At 68.8% G+C, this 16,593-nt stretch carries 15 protein-coding genes; 4 read left to right on the top strand and 11 right to left on the bottom strand.

The features are described from left to right. The first annotated feature begins 105 nt into the window (after window positions 1–105). A complete protein-coding gene (locus DVS28_RS27530) occupies window positions 106–1,212 on the top strand; it encodes an amino acid ABC transporter substrate-binding protein (RefSeq protein WP_245973665.1) in 1,107 nt (368 codons plus the stop codon). Between the two features lie 67 nt (window positions 1,213–1,279). Here the strand turns inward: DVS28_RS27530 and DVS28_RS29005 are convergent, their stop codons facing one another. Beyond that, window positions 1,280–1,729: a hypothetical protein gene (locus DVS28_RS29005; protein WP_114594834.1), complete on the bottom strand. Its 450-nt coding sequence runs from the start codon at window positions 1,727–1,729 to the stop codon at window positions 1,280–1,282. 96 nt (window positions 1,730–1,825) lie between these two features. On the opposite strand from DVS28_RS29005, the gene DVS28_RS29000 reads away from it, so the two are divergent. Further along, window positions 1,826–2,656 carry a 3'-5' exonuclease gene (locus tag DVS28_RS29000; RefSeq protein WP_164711199.1) on the top strand — a complete coding sequence of 277 codons (831 nt, stop codon included), beginning with the start codon at window positions 1,826–1,828 and terminating at the stop codon, window positions 2,654–2,656. Window positions 2,657–3,706: 1,050 nt separating this feature from the next. Here DVS28_RS29000 and DVS28_RS27510 read toward each other — a convergent pair. The 8 genes from DVS28_RS27510 to DVS28_RS27475 form a co-directional block, all read right to left on the bottom strand. Further along, complete coding sequence (locus tag DVS28_RS27510) at window positions 3,707–4,204, bottom strand: hypothetical protein (RefSeq protein ID WP_114594831.1); 498 nt, start codon at window positions 4,202–4,204, stop codon at window positions 3,707–3,709. 533 nt (window positions 4,205–4,737) lie between these two features. After that, window positions 4,738–5,526 carry a RusA family crossover junction endodeoxyribonuclease gene (locus DVS28_RS27505; RefSeq protein WP_114594830.1) on the bottom strand — a complete coding sequence of 263 codons (789 nt, stop codon included), beginning with the start codon at window positions 5,524–5,526 and terminating at the stop codon, window positions 4,738–4,740. A 38-nt stretch (window positions 5,527–5,564) separates the two neighbouring features. Then, entirely contained in the window at window positions 5,565–6,413 is an 849-nt protein-coding gene (locus tag DVS28_RS27500; protein WP_114594829.1) for a DNA adenine methylase, read from the bottom strand. Then, window positions 6,410–7,159: a DNA-methyltransferase gene (locus DVS28_RS27495; RefSeq protein ID WP_245973664.1), complete on the bottom strand. Its 750-nt coding sequence runs from the start codon at window positions 7,157–7,159 to the stop codon at window positions 6,410–6,412. The genes DVS28_RS27500 and DVS28_RS27495 overlap by 4 nt, the downstream gene beginning before the upstream one ends. 7 nt (window positions 7,160–7,166) lie before the next feature. Next, window positions 7,167–7,445, bottom strand: coding sequence for a hypothetical protein (locus DVS28_RS27490; protein WP_114594828.1), 279 nt, complete (start codon window positions 7,443–7,445; stop codon window positions 7,167–7,169). Then, entirely contained in the window at window positions 7,442–9,673 is a 2,232-nt protein-coding gene (locus tag DVS28_RS27485) for an ATP-dependent DNA helicase (RefSeq protein WP_114594827.1), read from the bottom strand. The genes DVS28_RS27490 and DVS28_RS27485 overlap by 4 nt, the downstream gene beginning before the upstream one ends. A gap of 125 nt (window positions 9,674–9,798) precedes the next feature. Beyond that, complete coding sequence (locus tag DVS28_RS27480) at window positions 9,799–10,560, bottom strand: 8-oxoguanine DNA glycosylase OGG fold protein (protein WP_216826630.1); 762 nt, start codon at window positions 10,558–10,560, stop codon at window positions 9,799–9,801. 7 nt (window positions 10,561–10,567) lie between these two features. Next, window positions 10,568–11,320, bottom strand: a complete 753-nt coding sequence (locus tag DVS28_RS27475) for a DNA-methyltransferase (RefSeq protein ID WP_114594935.1) — start codon at window positions 11,318–11,320, stop codon at window positions 10,568–10,570. A 477-nt stretch (window positions 11,321–11,797) separates the two neighbouring features. Between DVS28_RS27475 and DVS28_RS27470 the strand changes: the two genes are divergently transcribed. Further along, window positions 11,798–12,448, top strand: a complete 651-nt coding sequence (locus DVS28_RS27470; RefSeq protein ID WP_114594825.1) for a hypothetical protein — start codon at window positions 11,798–11,800, stop codon at window positions 12,446–12,448. 17 nt (window positions 12,449–12,465) lie between these two features. On the opposite strand, the gene DVS28_RS27465 is transcribed toward DVS28_RS27470, so the two are convergent. Both DVS28_RS27465 and DVS28_RS27460 read right to left on the bottom strand, forming a co-directional pair. After that, window positions 12,466–14,271, bottom strand: a complete 1,806-nt coding sequence (locus DVS28_RS27465; RefSeq protein WP_114594824.1) for a DNA cytosine methyltransferase — start codon at window positions 14,269–14,271, stop codon at window positions 12,466–12,468. Beyond that, the gene (locus DVS28_RS27460; RefSeq protein WP_114594823.1) at window positions 14,268–15,881 is read right to left on the bottom strand and encodes a hypothetical protein; all 1,614 of its coding nucleotides are present in this window, start codon (window positions 15,879–15,881) and stop codon (window positions 14,268–14,270) included. The genes DVS28_RS27465 and DVS28_RS27460 overlap by 4 nt, the downstream gene beginning before the upstream one ends. A 299-nt stretch (window positions 15,882–16,180) precedes the next feature. Here DVS28_RS27460 and DVS28_RS28995 point away from each other — a divergent pair, with 299 nt between their 5' ends. Next, window positions 16,181–16,546, top strand: a complete 366-nt coding sequence (locus DVS28_RS28995; protein WP_245973663.1) for a hypothetical protein — start codon at window positions 16,181–16,183, stop codon at window positions 16,544–16,546. Window positions 16,547–16,593 lie beyond the last annotated feature (47 nt).

The following is a 16,593-nucleotide window of genomic DNA, read 5'->3' as shown; positions in this document are numbered from 1 at the left end:
CCGATGCCGCCGCCAGGGAGGCTGCCGGACCCGGACCCGGGTGCTGCTTCGGTGTGGCGACTGACCATCAGGTGGGACCGTTCCCCCAACGACACAGGTGCTGCCGTGAACCGATCCCTTCCGATGCTGGCGCTGACGGCGCTGTTGGCACTGACAGCGTCCGCGTGCACTGCCGGTAGTGCCGCGGAGACCTCGACCAACCCGTTCGCCGTCGACATCGACCCGATGAGCGCGGCCGGGGTCGGCGCGGGAACACCGGATCTCCTCACCGAGATCATCGACCGGGGCCAGCTCCGCTGCGGGGTCAACGATGCCAACCCGGGGTTCGGGCAGGAGCAGTCCGGCTCCTTCTCGGGGTTCGACATTGACTACTGCCGGGCCCTCGCCGCAGCCGTCTTCGACGACCCAGACGCGGTCGCGTTCGTCCCGTTGTCATCGGATGTCCGCTTCTCCGCCCTGCAGACCGGCGAGGTGGACGTGCTGATCCGCAACACGACATTCACCGCATCGCGCGCCGGCACTGAGGGGGCCGCCTTCGGGCCCACGACGTTCTATGACGGGCAGGGGGTCCTGGTTGCGGACGACAGTGCGTTCGAGAGCCTGAACGACATGGCCGGCGCCACCATGTGCGTGCTGTCCAACACCACGACGCTGGCCAACATGGAGACCGTCAACGCCGCTCGCGGGTTGGGCCTGGACATCCAGACCTTCGCCGATGACGACACGCTTCAGGCGTCGTTCGTTGCCGGGACGTGCGACGGGTGGACGTCGGACAAGTCAAGCCTCGCCGGACGTCGGTCGACCTACCCCGCAGGCCCCGAGCAGGTCCGCATCCTTCCCGACACCCTGTCCAAGGAGCCCCTTGGTCCGGCGATTCGGTCCGGCGACCCCCAGTGGGCAAACGCCGTTGACTGGACGGTCTACGCGATCATCCAGGCTGCAGAGTTCGGCATCACCTCCGACAACCTTGCCCAGTTCCTCTCCACCGACGACCCCGACATCGCCCGGTTCCTCGGCGTCGGTGAGTCGGCGGAGTTCGACCCAGGCCTCGGACTGCCGGTCGACTTCGCCCAACGGGTGGTCGGTGCGGTCGGCAACTACTACGAGATCTACGGCCGTCATGTTGGTCCTGACACCCCGTTGGGGTTGGAGGCGGTGGAGAACCGTCTGTGGACCGATGGTGGCCTGCTGTACGCACCGCCGTACCGCTGACGGCCGACGCAACAACGAAGCCCCACCGCAGGCTGCGGTGGGGCTTCGTCGTTGGAGGGGGCCGGGCTTAGGCCGAGTCGTTGGCCAGCATCGCGGCGAGGAGGTCGCCGATCTGGGTGTCGGGGGTGACGAACCCCTGGCCGTCCAGTGCGGGCAGGGCACCTTCGCCGGCGGCGGCCTTCTGGGCCTGCCACGCGTCGAAGTCGCGGTCGGTGGCAGCGGCGGCTGCCTGCCGGAGCATCTCGACGAGGGCGTTGATCCGGGGGTCGGAGGCGACCTGGTCGGCGGCGGCCCGCATGCGGGAGGGCAGGTCGCCGATCACTACGGCGGCCTCGGTGAGGCGCTGGGACTGCTCCTCGGGGGTGTAGCCGGACTGCCCGGCGAGGATGGTGAACACGAACCCGAGAGCGTCGTTGACGCCGGCCTCTGCGCCCATGGCGTCGTTGATGACGGCCGACAGGCCGTTGCGGGCGTCGTGCCGCGCCCTGCGGATGGAGGTGATCTGGTCGTCGGTCACTGGGACTTGCTCCTCATGTCGAAAGCCGATTCGCTACCAATCTTAGCACTACTCTCGTGTGCGTGCAAGTGCGGGCATCCTCGGAATGGCTGCTGCATGGGACGAACCACCGAGCGTTGCGGCTACAAGGGCTGCTCCCACATGATCTCCCGCCGGAAGGGCTGCGGAGATCGCCTGTGCCCCCGCAACGCCGAAGCAACCATGGTCGCGACGGCGAACGGCGGGCCGTCCGCGGCCCCCGCAATGATCAGTCGCGACCCGTTCGCCACGACTGCCCTGAGGACCCGTGTGACCGACCTGACGCTGCTCGACCCCGCCACCCCTCTCAGCCAGGTCGAGTTCGCCGTCATCGACGTGGAGACCAACGACTTCACCCCTGACGGCAACGACGAACGCCAAGGAGAGATCGTGCAGGTCGGCGTGGCCATCGCCACCACCAGCGGCATCATTGACCGGTGGGCCAGCAACATCAGGCCCCTCAGCGGAGACCCAGGCCGCACCGACATCCATGGGCTCACCGCCGACGACCTGAAGGACGCACCGACGTTCGCCGAGGTCCACCACCAGCTCCTGGCGCTCTTCGACGGCCGACCCATCGTCGGTCACGGGTTGATCCGGTTCGACGCCTGGTGGGTTCGCAGCGAACTGCGTCGGCTTGGCTACGTGACGCGGAAGGGAGTCGTGGGCATCGACACGTTGGACTTCGCGCGCGGCGCACCCGTGGCCTACCACTCAAACCGGCTCGGGCCCCTATGCGAGCACTACGGCATCAGCCTGGACGGATGGCACAGCGCCGACGTCGACGCCGAGGCCACCGCGGGGCTACTGCCCCACCTGTTCGACGCCCACTCCATACAGGTCGTCGGCGACCTCACCGGTCGCTACAAGAAGGCGAGAGGGCCGGTGTCCTGGCTGGCAGCCGACTGACGCCCGCCCCGGACCGTGTCTAGCCCCCGATCGACGGGACCGGAGGAACGGGCGTGACCGGGGTCGACGCGGGAGGGGGCGGCGGGGCGGGAACCGCTGACAAGACCGATTCAACAGGCGGTGCGGGCACCACGGGCGGCGGGGCCGGTGCCGATGGGGGAGGAGGCGGGGGCAAAAGGTCCACGACGGCCGCGACCACGTCATCAATCGCCTCGATGACAGGCGCTGCGGGCTCCGCGACAGACGGGGCCGGTTCGGGCAGCGCCTCCACCACCTCGGCCACCGGACCCGCGGAAGGTGTGGGGGTCGGCTCCGGGTCGGCCGGACCGGGGTCGGCCGGACCGGGATCGGCCGGACCGGGATCGGCCGGACCGGGATCGGCCGGACCGGGATCGGCCGGATCGGGATCGGTGGCCGGCTCCGCAGGCGCGCCGCCTGGCTGAGGACCGGCCGGCGTCGGCTCCCGGTCGCCAGCCGCCGGGCCGGAGGTCGCGGTGTCCTGCTGCTCGAGGGGGGCCGTCTCCCCCGGGCGAACATCGAGTGGGGGCGTCCCGATTGCCGGCCGCGTGGCGGCGGCCACCCCGGTTGGCGTGCCTGCCTGCGCGATCGTCACCGACGGACCAGGTTCGGGAAGGTGAGCAGCCGGAAGCGGCGTGGCATCGGGGCCCACGAGAAGGCTGGTGAACGGGACGTCGTCCACGGGGTCCCGGCTGCCGATGAGGTCGGCCAGGAGGTCCGGGCTGCCCGGCAGTGCGATGCCATCGGGGACGACGGGGAACCGGGGTTGCCCAGACGGGGCACCGGCGGTGGGCCCCACGTGCTCCGTCGCCTGCGCAACGGTCGCCCCAGAAGGGGAGGGGTCACCGGCCGGCGCAGCCAAGGCGATAGCGGTGGCCAATGCGACGCCGGCAATGGCCCGGCGCTGGGTTCGGCGGGTGGCGTCGGACAGGACGGGATGAGGCATGTTGATGTGCTCGCGGGGTTCGGTTCGGGATGTGCCGGTGACGGTCGTCCGTGCGCCGGCAGGTGTCAGTCCCGCGACGCTGCCGGTCAGGCCGTCATGCGGGCTCCGACATGGCGCAACGCGCCCGCATGCGCACTTCGGCGCGTGACCTCGCGCGACAACACCGAAGCGATCCGCTCGAGGCCCGACAAGCGGGCTTTGAGGATCGTTTCGCGCTCGTAGGCGAAGGCCTCCTGCCGACGGGCTCGCATCACCCCTTCGTCGAGTTCCGCCATCCGTTCCCGCGCGGCCATCGACTTCTCCGAGCTCGCGCGGACGGCCCTGGCCTCCGTGGCCTTCAACGCCCGTGTCCTCGCGCCGTGCTCGCCCTCGGCGGAGCCCACCGCGACATCCAGGTACTCCAGCCACGAGTTGACCTCGGCCAGTGCCGACATGAGCGCGACGTCGTCCAGGGCAGTGGGTTCCGCCGGCATCCGTGGCAGGTTGCCGACGGGACGCATGGGCGGTCCGATCCCGATTTCCTTCCAGATCGTGTCGAGGCGATCGAGGAAGGACTCCGCTTCGTGGCTTTCTGGCAGGGGCATCGCTCGGTCCGTTTGGGTAGGAGGTGCTGCTGTGGTCGTCATTCCAACCGGCTCAACGACACAAGTGCTAGCATAGCGAGCGTAAGGACGGCGGCGCCGTGGGGCCGACAACTTCGAGTCCCTCAGGGCCGGCGGCAGTCACATTCCGGCTCGGTCTGGATCCCGACCACTGCGCCGGACGGTACGAACGGGCCCTCGCCAGGCACGCCGCCGTTCGCCTCGGCAGGACGGGGCCTCGCTGACGGATTGAGGTGGCTGGTCCGACTGGTGGGGGCTCGCCCACAAGGAGCTCTTCGACCTTCACCCGAGGCCGTCGAGGAGGGGGTGTTCACTCGACTCGAAGCCGTACCCGGGGCCACCGACGTCATGGGGGAGCTGTCCGACAACTGAGTGGCCATCGCAGTCATCACCTCCCGGCCCACAGGGGGCGGGAGCCACAAGATTCTCGACGACACCAGCGCCTGGTTGGACGTCCTGCGCGATTCGACGGCCCGTCGACATGATTGTGGTCGCCAGGGCCGCGAAGGAGTCCCTCACCGCCGAGCCGGCTGCTTGAACCTGGTGATCCGCACCCACGTGTGCGGTCTGCCCGTGTAGGACCGGTCCCGTTCGACATCGAGGGCGTCCACGCTGTTGTCATTGGCATAGACGGCCCCTTGCATACCGTCGAGGATGGCCTTGGCGACGTTGTCGATGTCGGATCGGGCGGCAGCCCGGTCGCAGTAGATGCGGATCTGCACCCGTAGCAGCCCGCTGAGCAACTCGGCTGACACGGCCTTGCGCGCCTGACCCGACAGCAGCTTGACCTCCGCCTCGAACTCCTTGGTTCCTTTCGGGGTGTAGGCAACCGTCTTGCGGCTGGTGACCCCGGCGGCGTTTGTCTCGTCGGTGGTGTGGACCCGTGGCCGCTCCTTCGGAACCGGCACCCCATCGATGCGGAACTTCACCTCGCTGACCTCAGCGTCCATCTGCCGTTGAGCCGCAGGGGAGGGCTCAGCCTGCTCTGCCCGCTTGGAACGAGGGGAACCGGGCAGGGCCAGGCCGCGCCGGCGGGCCGCAGTGTGGTCGGCCGCCGCCAAGGCGGGGCCGTGCAGCGACGCGTTCGCGCCCGGTTGCGCCACCGTCGTGGAGGCAGCCCGACCCTTCTTGACCATCCGCCCGACCGAGCGTTCCGGCTTCCGTTCCTGATGGGAACGCGACGACGGGTCGATCCCCTTGGCCTCGCACGTCTGGCACATCGTGCCCGCGGCACTCCGCGACGCCTCCATGCCGCATCCTGGGCACATGTTGTAGCCCGGCGGGAGAATGTCCATGCGGCTCATGGGTCACATGGTCGGCCGTGGGTGCGACACCGACGCCCTCAGGCGACATCCATCCCGAGCTGGCGAACCCGGGGCGGCCGGCTGACCCACAGCGATTCCGTCCGGGAGGTGCGTCCCGCGACTCTGCTGTTGGCACTGCCTGCCGTCGTCTGCACGTCGACGCGATACCAACCGGCGTAGAGACGGTCGTACAACGACGACCGGTAGCCGGACACGACCACGGTTGCCGGGGTGGCATGGAGCGCGTCGGCAAGACGCTCATGGTCCTCTGCAGAGGCCATCTCGACCCGGTAGTCACCGCCACGGGAGGACCGGCTCGACCGGCTCGTCGACGGGTAGGGCGGGTCGACGTAGACGACGGTGTCGTCAGTCACCGCGTGCTTGGCGACCAGGTCCACCGCGTCTGTGTTCTCGATGATGACCCGCGACAACCGATCCGCGCACCGGGCGAAGCGGCCAAGCCGCGAAACGGCCGTGGCCGCAGGCGACTGGGTGCGGGCGGTCCCCACGGCGAAACCGGTTGCCCTGCCGGTGGCTTTCGCGAAACTCTGGTTGACCCTGCACCAGAACCGCCGCGCCAGTTCGAGGTCGTCAAGGCCTGATTCGTAGGGATCGGCACGGAGGAACTCGTCGCGTGCATAGGGGGTCAGGGCGCAGGCTGCTTCAAGGGCATCGGGCCGCTCGCGCAGCACCCGGAAGAACGTGACGATGGCGCCGTCGAGGTCGTTGACGATCTCGACCGTCGCGGGGGGCTTGCTGAACAGCACCGCCCCCGACCCGAAGAACGGTTCCAGGTAGACCCGATGGGGCGGCAGGGTCGCGACGATGGTGTCGGCCATTCGCCCCTTGGCGCCGTAGTAGGGGAAGGGGGCGGTCGACGCGGTCACGCCGAGAGGTCCAGCGCGAGGGGTTCGGGGTCGGCTACGGGTTCGAACACCATCGCTTCCTGCGCCAACCGGCCGATGGCCGTCTCGACGTAGTCGGCGTCCATCTCGAAACCGATGGCGCGGCGGCCGAGGTCCTTGGCCGCCCGCAAGGTCGAACCGGATCCGGCGAACGGGTCGACGATGACGCCGGGCGGGCACTTGGCAATGAGGTCGTGCATCAACGACACGGGCTTCTGGTGGGGGTGCACCCGCCCGTGGGAGGCCTTGGCCTGCACTGGCGCGTAGCAGAGCACATCGGTGTCGCGCCTGCCGGAGAAGCCCCGGCCGAGCACATAGATCTCCTGGTGGGCTGGCTTCCACGGCAACGTCAGGTCGCCCATCCCGAGCGCCCCCTTGGTGTCCCAGACCAACAGCATCCGGGTGTTGGCCGGTCGGGGGATCCGCCACGTGCCGAACACCAGGGCGGGACGGTCCCCCCACAGGGCGATGGCGTTGTCGCGGGTCAGCGTGTCCTTGTCGCCGGCGATGGACCGGGGGAGGCGGCCCTCGTGGCCGGAGTTGTAGTCGATGCCGTAGGGCGGATCTGTCACCATGGCCCCGAGAATCGCCTCGTCTGCCCACAACTCGGGGTGCTTGAGGCAGTCACCGTGGTACAGCGTCACGGTGCCGTCGTCATAGGCGGGCTTGAGGGATGACATCCCGCTGAAGGGTGCCGGGGGTTGCGGACAGGACGGCATGGTGGTCATGCCTACGTCATTCCGAGCGCCGGGTGGACTCCGGTCCGAGGCTGCTGTTGGCGAAGGCCCGGACGACCCGTTCGGTCACGTGGGCGTCCGTCGAGCAGGCCGCATACCCCCGCGTGTAGCCGTCGCTGTACGCCGCAGCGGTTTCGTCCTCAAGGGCCGCTCGGATATGGGAGATCACCGCTGACAGCCGGTTCTGTACGAGGTCCGGCTCGGCGGCGATGGCGGTGAGGGACTCGGCGAGCTCGCGGGCGATCCCGTGCATCCGCCTGTCGATGTCGCGCGTCACGCGGCCTCGTCGATCCCGTCGAAGGCGTCGTCGTCATCCACCGTCTCGACGGCTGTTGGGGTGCCGATCGGGGGGACCTTGTCACGCCGGTCCTCGGCGATGGCTCGCAGGAACGGCAGCACCTCCTCGTCCAGGTGGATGCTGCGCTTGAACGGCGGCAACGACCCGAGCAACGTCCCGTTGTAGGACCGCTTGGTACCCAACCGGGTGTCGAGTACCGCAACGACCCCGGTGTCCGAGACCGTCCGGATCAGCCGGCCAACGCCCTGGGCGAGCATGCGGGCGGCCTTGGGGACGTCCACGGAGTGGAAGTCCGACCGGCGGTTCTTCGTCGCCAACTCCCGCTGGGCGTTGATCAACGGGTCGTCACGACGCGGGAACGGAATCCGATCTATGACAACCAGCGAGCAGGACGGGCCGGGAGCGGAGATCCCTTCCCAACCGGTCGCGGTCATGCACAGCACCGACTGCTCATCGGCCATGAACTCGGCAAGCAGCCGGCCGGTGGGCTTGTCGCCCTGCGCCAGCACCGTGTACGGCACCCGGTCCCGCAGCCATTCGGTGGTGTCGTTGAGGGCCTTCCACGAGGTGAACAGCAGCAACGCACGGCCCTCCGCCGCCTCGATCATCCGCAGGGTGAGGTCGTTGGCCCGGTCCCGGAAATCGGTGGCGTTGGGGCCGGGGACGAGCGCTTCCACGGCGGGCAGCACAGTGCCGTCGGCGCGCGTCAGCGGCTTGTTGCGGCCCATCGGGATGTACAGCAGTCCGTTGTTGGCGTGATCGAACGGTGAGGGAACCGATACCGAGTCCCACGTGCCTGCCGTCAGCCCGAGTTCCTCGGCGGCAGCGTTGAAGTCGCCGCCGACGGTCATCGTGGCCGAGCACATGGCGACGGTCCGGCGCGAGAACACGTAACGGTCCAGCAGGGGCCCGACGTCGACAGGGGCCATCTTCAGCACCGGCTTGCGCCTACCGTCTCCTTCAACCCACACGACGTCGTCGTTGTCCTCGTCCTCTCCCGCCCTCAGCACAGCGGCGAGGTCCTCGATCGCGCCGCCAAGGACGTTCAGGGCTCGCTTCTTCTTCTCCGCGTCCTTTGGTTGGGTGACCGCGACCACGATCCCCGACACCTTCTTGGCGACCGACCGGACGGCGAGGAGGTAGTCGTCCAAGGCGATGTTGAGGTTGCCGACGGACGGGTCGACCGGTCCGGTCTCGGTGAATGACAACAACTCGGCCAGCAGTCGGTCATCGGCGGCGACGACGCCATCGAGCTGTTCGTCCTTCACGAGGCCCTTGCAGACGCCCTTGATCGTCTTGCCGCGGCCATGACGGATCTCCACCCCGAACACGCGGCTGGCCGTTTCGGCGAGCTTGTGTGCTTCGTCGACGATTACGTCCCGGTGGGGCGGCAGGATCGGCGACCAGGGAAGGCTGTCCTTGCCGTCGGAGTCGTCCGTTTCGTCGGACCCGCCGATCGCGGCGTCGAGCAGGTACAGGTGGGAGTTGGTGACCACGATGTCGGCGTCACGGGCGGCGATGCCCGCTTTCTCGGCGAAGCACTGCTGGGCGAACTGGCAGTTCTTCGCCCCGACGCACTCCTTGGGTCCGACCGAGACCTTGGACCACATGGCGTTGGTGACGCCGTCCGGTGCGTCAGCGCGGTCCCCGGTGTCGGTGGTGTCGGTCCACGACAGCAGTTCGCCCCACACGTGCGGGTCGACGACCTCGTCGAAGAGGGTTTCCTCGGTGCCGTCGGCGATCGCTTGGACTCGGGACAAGCAGGCGTAGTTGCCTCGGCCCTTCATGAGTCGGATCTCGAGGTCGGGCCACAGGCGGGCCAGGAGTGGGCTGTCGGCGTCGAGGACCTGTTGTTGGAGGGCCTTGGTGGCGGTTACGACGACGACGGGTGCGCCGGTGGCGCGGGCCTGCTCGGCGGCGGGCACGAGGTAGGCCAAGGACTTGCCCGTTCCGGTGGGTGCCTCCACCAGCAGGTGTTGTTTCGCGGCGAGTGACCGTGCGACGGCTCCGGCCATGACGGACTGGGCGTCACGCCCTTCCCACCCGAGCCTGCCGAGCAGGTCGGCGAGGGATTGGCGGGCGCTGGTGTCGGCCTCGTCGGGGTTGCGGCGGACGATGGTTTCGCCGGCCGCATGGGTGTCGCTGTCGTCGTAGTCGTGGTGGTCGACGTCCGGCGGTTCGGGGGGTGCTGCTGCTGTTGGGCTCATCGGGTCGTGGGTGCCTCTCGGGGTCGACCGGGTCATTCCGGTGACCGGGGGTTGATTGTCCCTCGGGGGTGTGACGCCACAGCGGGACCCCTCAACACTAAGCGTATCGCTATCTATTCTAGCAATCAAGTGGAGTTGGGGCATGCTCCCGAGCCGGCATGGGCGGGGCAGCCACGACGATGGTCGAACACCGCGCGTTCCACATCGGCTGCGGTCAAACCGCCGACGGCTGCGTCCGTGGCGAGTTGGCACCACTCCATCCAGCCGTCACGGACCGCCTCCGACGGCGGCCCCGGGTAGGGGAGGGGGATCTTCGCGCAGACGTCCAGGACCCGGTGGACGAACTTGTCGAAGACGACGGGTCGCGGGCCGTCGTCGGGTACGGCCTCCCATCCGGCGGCATGAAGCCACTTGGTCCCGAAAGAGGCCTGCCCGAACCCCTGCGGGAAGGGTCGGGTGAAATGGGCGTCCCACATCGCGGCGAGGCCGGCTGGGGCGGCCTTCACCGCCCTGTCCATCCCTGCGTGACGTCCGGACGCGACCGAATCCTCGAGGAAGCCGGCCTGCCTGGCACGGTCCAACGCGTTGGTGCCCGTGCCCCAGGCCGCCACGGCGAATTGTGCTGCTGCGGTGTCACCGCACCGGGCGAGGTCGTACAGGGCCGCCCGCGGGATGTCCCTGCGGCCATCGGCACCGGCGACGGTCCGCTTTGCCAAGGACGACACCAGCCGGTCGGCTGTGGAGCGGTCGAGGCCGGACCGCAGCCTCGCTGTCCACCACGACGACGTGAACGCCACCCTTTGCGCGTCGGCGTAGCCAATGGTAATCCGCAGCCGCAGTCGGCCGACCGTCGTCTCCACCTTCGCGGGGAGTTCGCTCACATCCACGGCCGGGTCAGGCGGCCGCGCGCCCGGCGAGGCGGCGGGTGATGATCGAGACGTACTCGGGGTTGAGTTCGATGCCGAAGAACCGCCTTGCCATCGACCCGGCAACCATTGCGGTTGTGCCCGATCCGAGGAAGGGGTCAAGGACCAGGTCGCCGCGCTCGGAGGAGTGCGACAGGCAGGTGTAGACGAGCTCGGGTGGGAACGCGGCGTCGTGGGACTCCGCCAGTGGCACGGTGTTGATGTCCCAGATGGACCGGTTGCGTCGGCCGTTGGGACCGGTGATGGCGTCAACGTCGTAGAAGTACTTCTCCGACTTGGTCAGCAGGAACAGGTACTCGTGGGAGCGGGTCGGGCGGTCCCGGACGGACTCTGGTTGGCCGTTGGGCTTGTTCCACACGACCTCGGTGCGCAGGTACCAGCCGCGCTCGCGGAGCGCGAACGCCAACATCCACGGGACGCCGATCAGGTCCTTGGGCTTCATCCCCTCGGGGGTGTCGGGCCTGAAATCGATCGTGCGGGCGGCGTTGTTGCGGTCCGCCATGCGGGTCCGGCGGCCACCAGAGGTGTAGGAATCACCGATGTTGAGCCAGAGGCTGCCGTCATCGGCCAACACGCGTCGGACGCCCTCGAACAGGTCAGCCAGCCGCTCGATGTAGTCGAACACCGTTTCCTCGTGCCCGATCTGCGCGGGGTCGGCGTAGTCGCGGTGCCCCCAGTACGGCGGTGAGGTCACCACGGCCCGGACGCACCCGGCGGGCATGGCCGCCAAGACGCGTTCGGCGTCGCCGCAGACCACAGCCGACCCGCCGCCGGTGACGGTGGCGGCGTAGTCGGCTCCGTCGTCGTGGCGGAGGAGGTCGTATGGCCGACTCACCGACGGGTCGAACGGATCGGTCGCGGGTGCCTCGTCGAGATCAAACAGTGTGTCCATGAATGGTTTCTCCTAGCTCAGACGGTAAGCAGTCGGTGCGACACGGCGGCGGGCGGGTCCGAGCCAACTGGTCATTCCGCCGCCACGGGGCGATGTGGACCTGGCGTGGGGCCGTTGTCGTCGGCCCATGCGAAACTGATCTGGTGTGGTCCGGGACGGGTCGTCCAACAGTGACGACCTGAAGGTCTCCGGCCCCGGCACGGCCCCGCTTCGACAAGCCTGTCCGGATTCACGGGCGTGGCGGCCTTCCTCCAGTAGGAGCTGCCGATTGCGTGTCGCGGCACATCCGAACCCGAGGAGACCTTCATGCTCACCGTTGCCTACTTCACGTTGTCCGCCACCGAGGAGGATCTGGCCAGCCTGGCCTTCACCGGCTTGCACGACCGCCTCTTCCCGGCGTCGCGTCCCGACGCCACCGCTGACCTGGCCTGGTTGGTCAACGGAACCAACCGGGCCCCTGTGACCGCCGACCGTGCGGCAAGGATCCGCATGACCCTCTACGAGGCCATCAAGATCCTTCGCGAGCAGGCCGACGCCGACTACTGGCGCACGGGGGCCACGGCGATCACTGACTCGGCAGCCAACGCCGGACTGTTCGCCGAGTCGACGGCCGCGAATCGGCAGCGGGCCCTCCGGGCCGCCGAGGAACTCCTCGACCTGATGGGTACGTCCAGTCCCCCCACGGTCGTAGCGCAACTGGAGGACCCGCGCGCCCTTGCCGACCGGTACTACGCGGGCGAGGAACCGTGGGAAATCGCCGAGGACCTCGGCGTGGGCACCTGGGAGGTCACCGACGCAATGCGTCGCCAGGGGATCCGCAGCCGCAAGCACCTGCTGTCGGATCACGACTGGGTTACCGAGGCGGTGCACCGCGATGGAGTCGATGCCGTTGCGGATCGGATCGGGACCACCCCGCAGCGGGTCCGCGCCGCGGCCAACGGGCCGGCTGCCGGGTGAGCCTTTGGTATGACCCATCACCGTCCTCCGTCCTGTCGGGGCGGGACGGCCCGGTCCAGAACCCAGCGGACTGCGGTGACTGTCACGGCGTTCCCGAGCGCCTTGCGTCGAGGTCCGTCGGGCCCCAACGGCTTGGTCCAGTTGTCGGGGAACCCTTGAAGGCGTTCGGACTCGATCAGCGACACGAACCGGGCACGGGGTCTGGGTGGGTAGTCGACGGCGTCGACCACGAAGTCCTTGCAACCGCGGGAGTCGCGGGCCAGCAGGGTGGAGGCTTCTTCGGCGGCGACGTAGCTGCCGAACTCGGTCATGCGGTACAGCGTCCCGTGTTCGCTCGCCGGTTGGGCGCCGAGGGTTTCTTCCCATCGGCCGAGCGCGTCGAGGCGTTCGCGGTCGTCGCGGGTGAGGTCGTTGGTGCTCTTGCCTGCGGCGGCCATGGCAATGATCTCGTCGAACCGTTCGCGGCCGAGCGCGTCGACGATGCCGGCCTCGAGTGCGCCTCGTAGATGAGGTGGCATCGTCCCGTCCCGACGGGCAGACCGCATCAGAGCGCCCAACCGCCACCGTGGTGTCAGCATCAGGTGGCCGGAGGCGTCGGTCTCGATGAGGGAGGAGAAGGACCGGTGGGCGTGCTTGGTGTGCCCACCGGTGCAGGGGTCGGCAGTGGCGGACCTGGTGGGCAGGCAGGTTCCCAGTGACCGCTTGACGTGGCCGTCGCGGTCATCGGGCAGCAGCCACAACCGTGACCCTGCTGCGCCGAAGATCCCGAGTTGTTGCCCCCACGGGGGAACCCAGTTGCCCTCGGTGTCGCGTTCACCACCGTCGCCTTCGAGGAGGCCCGCGAGGGCACGGTCCTCCCGTTCGGGGCCAAGTGCGACGTGGGCGAAGACGCGGCGTCGGCGCTGTGGGACCTGCGCGCCGACGTAGCGGGAATCAAGGGTGCGCCAGGCGAGCGCCCGGTGGGGGCCCGTGGCCATGCCGGCGGACCAGTTGGTGGCGGGGTCGAACTCTTCGGTGAGTTCCTTGACGTCGACGCTGTCGGCGTCGGAGCCCAGGAGGAAGCCGGCGACGAGCTGCGGCCAGACGGCGGTGCCGTCGGGGTTGGTTGCGCTCAGTACCCCGGGGACGTTCTCCCAGATGACGTCGGACAGGCCTCGTGCGGCGAGGCCATCGATGATGCGGAGCATCTCTGTGACCAAGCCCGATTCGCCCTGCATGCCGGTCCGTAGGCCGGCCATGGAGAACGTGGTGCATGGGCTGCCGCCGGTGAGTACGTCGACGGGTTCCACGGCGGCCGGGTCGAGGTCGCGGACGTCCTCATAGATCGGCACCCCGGGGAAGCGGATGCGGAGCATGTCACGTGCGTCGGGGTCGATCTCGCACATCCAGGCGATGCGGCCACCGCGCTGCTGCCAGGCCAGTTCGAATCCGCCTATGCCGGAGAACAACCCGCCCAGCGCAGGTTGATGGGAGCGGCTCGACGGCTGGGTGGTCCGGACCTGCTTGACGCGATAGTGCGTTTCGCACTGGCCGCGCCGGAACCATGGCTCCTCGCAGCCGTCCTCTGTGCAGTTGCGGGGCCCGTACCTCTTCTTGGCCTTTGCACCCTGGGGGTAGCCGTGGCCGTACCAGCGGGAGTGGTGTCGTCGGCACCACCCCATGGCAATGGGAGCCTCTGGGCACGGCTGGGTGCCGCCGATCTCGATGACGCCGCAGATGTCGTCGCGAGTGCGGCCTTCGCCCAGTGGGTCGGGGCCGTCGGGGTGAGCAACAGGATCGGTGAGCATCTGCGGGATCCCTTCGGGAGAGTGCGTGGCGGTCATGCGGTGGCTGCTGAGGGAGGGGCGGACTGGATGACGTCAGGTGGGACTTCGGTGGCAACGAACCGTTCGGCGAACAGTTCGCGGGCCAGGCCCTCGACGGCATGCCGGGCTCCGATGGACAAGTCCGCGTCCTTGCCCAGGTGAAGGTTGGCGCGGGTCTGTGCCTCGGCCTCGGCCATCAGTTCGTCGCGTTCGTGGCCATCAAGGGCCGCCCAACCGCTGTCGATCCGTGCCCGGACCTCGGCGTGGCTGGCTTCCCTGGTCAGCTCGGCTTCCTGCACCGCCGTTGCGGCCGCCAACCGGGTCTGCGCCGATTCGGTACGGACTGGCAAGGTGTCGACTTGGTTGTTGAAGTGGGTGATGGCCAGGTTGTCCCAGTTGCCCGTTGCCGCCCCCATGTCGGCGTACAGGTCGGTGAGGGCTTCGCTGAGGGCTGCCTCACCGTGCCGGTCGAGAAGAGGCGTGAGGCATGAGGCGGACTCGAGCTTGGCGATCCTCATGGCTAGAGCCGTGAGGTCGCGTGGGCGTGCCCGGTCGGTCCCGTTGGTGGCACGGGCGGTCAATGCGGCCTTCAGCAGCCCAACGATCCGCTGGTCGGGCTGCGGTTGGGTGGCAACGGACTTCACGGCAGGCTGCTCGACGGGGCGGTTGGCCGGACCCTCCGCAGATGATGAAGGGCGTGCGCCCAGGTCGAGCGGGGCAGTCGTGCCGGGATGGACCGCCAAGGTCGGACCGTCCACGGCATGGGGATCCAGCGTGACGGTGTCCCCTGCCCGCGCCAGGATCACCACCGTCACCTCACCGATCCGCAGACGGACCGGCTGGCCAGCCGAACCCGATTGGTCCTGTGCCTCGGGCCGACCTGGACCGGGGGCTGGCGGGTCGGGTTGCGTCGGGGGTGGTGGTTGCGGCAGCGAGGTCTTCGTCCTTCCCCCGTCGAGGGGGTTCATGAGACCCGGTTGCTTGGCAGCCCGCCGTGAGGGGGGTCTGGGAGGAGGAGGTGAGTGATCCCCCGAAGGGTCTGGGGGGCATGAGGAGCCCTCACGGCTCGTTGGCAAGCCCTCATGGCTGGAGGCGTGAGGAACAGCCGTGAGGCGGCGTGAGGCGAAGTAGCGGCGACGGAGCTCATCGGGGTTGACCAGCACCGACGAGGCATCCCCTGCGGGCAGCACGGTCACGGGGACGGCCAGGACATGGTTGGCGGCCTGGCCGATGCGGCCGGGACTGAGCTGGATCAGCCATCCGGAACGACGCAGTCCCACGAGCGCCTGCTCGATGCTGGTGTTCGACGCCGACGCGCCGAACCGCTCCTCGTACAGCTCGCACAAACGCGCGACGGAGGTCCGGACGACTCCGGCAACCTTGTCCTCGCGGTAGGAATAGTCCGCAGCCTCCACGAGGAGTCCGCGGACCTTGTCCATGCGGTCGGCGCTGACACGCGTGTTGGCCCGTCCCGACGTGAGGGTGTGCTGCACCCTCACGACGCCGTGGTCGTGGCATGCCCTCTTGTAGAACTCCAGCTGGTTGACCGGCACCGACTCGGTTTCCATCCATCCCGACCGGGTCGTCACGACCGGATCCATCAACGACAGCAGGAGGTCGACAGCCACCGGGTCGCATCCACGCTGCCGCCAGCCTTCAGCCGCCGCAGACAGCGCTGCGCTGTCGGGCAGACCAGCGCCGGCTGACCGCTGCCCGGTCATCGGATCCTCCGTCCATCAAGGACGATCAGGACGGACCGGACACCGAAACGGCCCTCGGGACGGGCCGCGACCACAGGTGGTGGCGACCATCGGCACGATCGGCCACCCCATCGTCCAGCATCGTCCATCGTTGTGATGGCGTATCGTGGGTGCCGGTGACGGCGCACGAGTGGATTCCGATCGGGCAGATAGCCCAGGAGTTCGGCGTGTCGCAGTCCACGCTCCGCAACCGGACGGACCGCTACCAGCGGGCAGGCCTTGCGGAACGTCGCAGCCAGTCCGGCACCAAGGCGACTTGGCACGTCCGCCGCGACGCCGTTGAGGCGTTCGCTGCCGGCGAGCGTCCGCCCCAGGGCTCGGCTGAGACGTCGGGGACCAGCGACCTGTTGGCCGTGGTCGTCGAACTGCAGCAACAGCTCGCTGAAGCTCGGGCCAATGAGGACCGGTTGCGGTCGGACCTGATCGCGGCGTCGGACCGCATTGCTGAGGCGGACCGCAAGATCGCCGACCTGGTCCAGGTCAACCGGACTCTGCTCAACGGCTACGACCGGGCCAGCAACCCCATCGGCTGATCCGTCCGACATCGCCGGACGGTGCTGGACGATAAGGGACGTGTCAG

The sequence above is a fragment of the Euzebya pacifica genome, from assembly GCF_003344865.1.
Classification (GTDB): domain Bacteria; phylum Actinomycetota; class Nitriliruptoria; order Euzebyales; family Euzebyaceae; genus Euzebya; species Euzebya pacifica.
This window is presented reverse-complemented; position numbering and strand designations above follow the sequence as displayed.

What these genes read in the sequence shown, in the direction of transcription:
- DVS28_RS27475 (WP_114594935.1), bottom strand. Translation starts at nt 11,320, where the DNA reads ATGCCCGCCGGGTGCGTCCGGGCCGTGGTGACCTCACCGCCGTACTGG.
- DVS28_RS27505 (WP_114594830.1), bottom strand. Translation starts at nt 5,526, where the DNA reads ATGAGCCGCATGGACATTCTCCCGCCGGGCTACAACATGTGCCCAGGA.
- DVS28_RS27485 (WP_114594827.1), bottom strand. Translation starts at nt 9,673, where the DNA reads ATGAGCCCAACAGCAGCAGCACCCCCCGAACCGCCGGACGTCGACCAC.
- DVS28_RS29000 (WP_164711199.1), top strand. Translation starts at nt 1,826, where the DNA reads ATGGGACGAACCACCGAGCGTTGCGGCTACAAGGGCTGCTCCCACATG.
- DVS28_RS27465 (WP_114594824.1), bottom strand. Translation starts at nt 14,271, where the DNA reads ATGACCGCCACGCACTCTCCCGAAGGGATCCCGCAGATGCTCACCGAT.
- DVS28_RS27495 (WP_245973664.1), bottom strand. Translation starts at nt 7,159, where the DNA reads ATGACCACCATGCCGTCCTGTCCGCAACCCCCGGCACCCTTCAGCGGG.
- DVS28_RS27510 (WP_114594831.1), bottom strand. Translation starts at nt 4,204, where the DNA reads ATGCCCCTGCCAGAAAGCCACGAAGCGGAGTCCTTCCTCGATCGCCTC.
- DVS28_RS27470 (WP_114594825.1), top strand. Translation starts at nt 11,798, where the DNA reads ATGCTCACCGTTGCCTACTTCACGTTGTCCGCCACCGAGGAGGATCTG.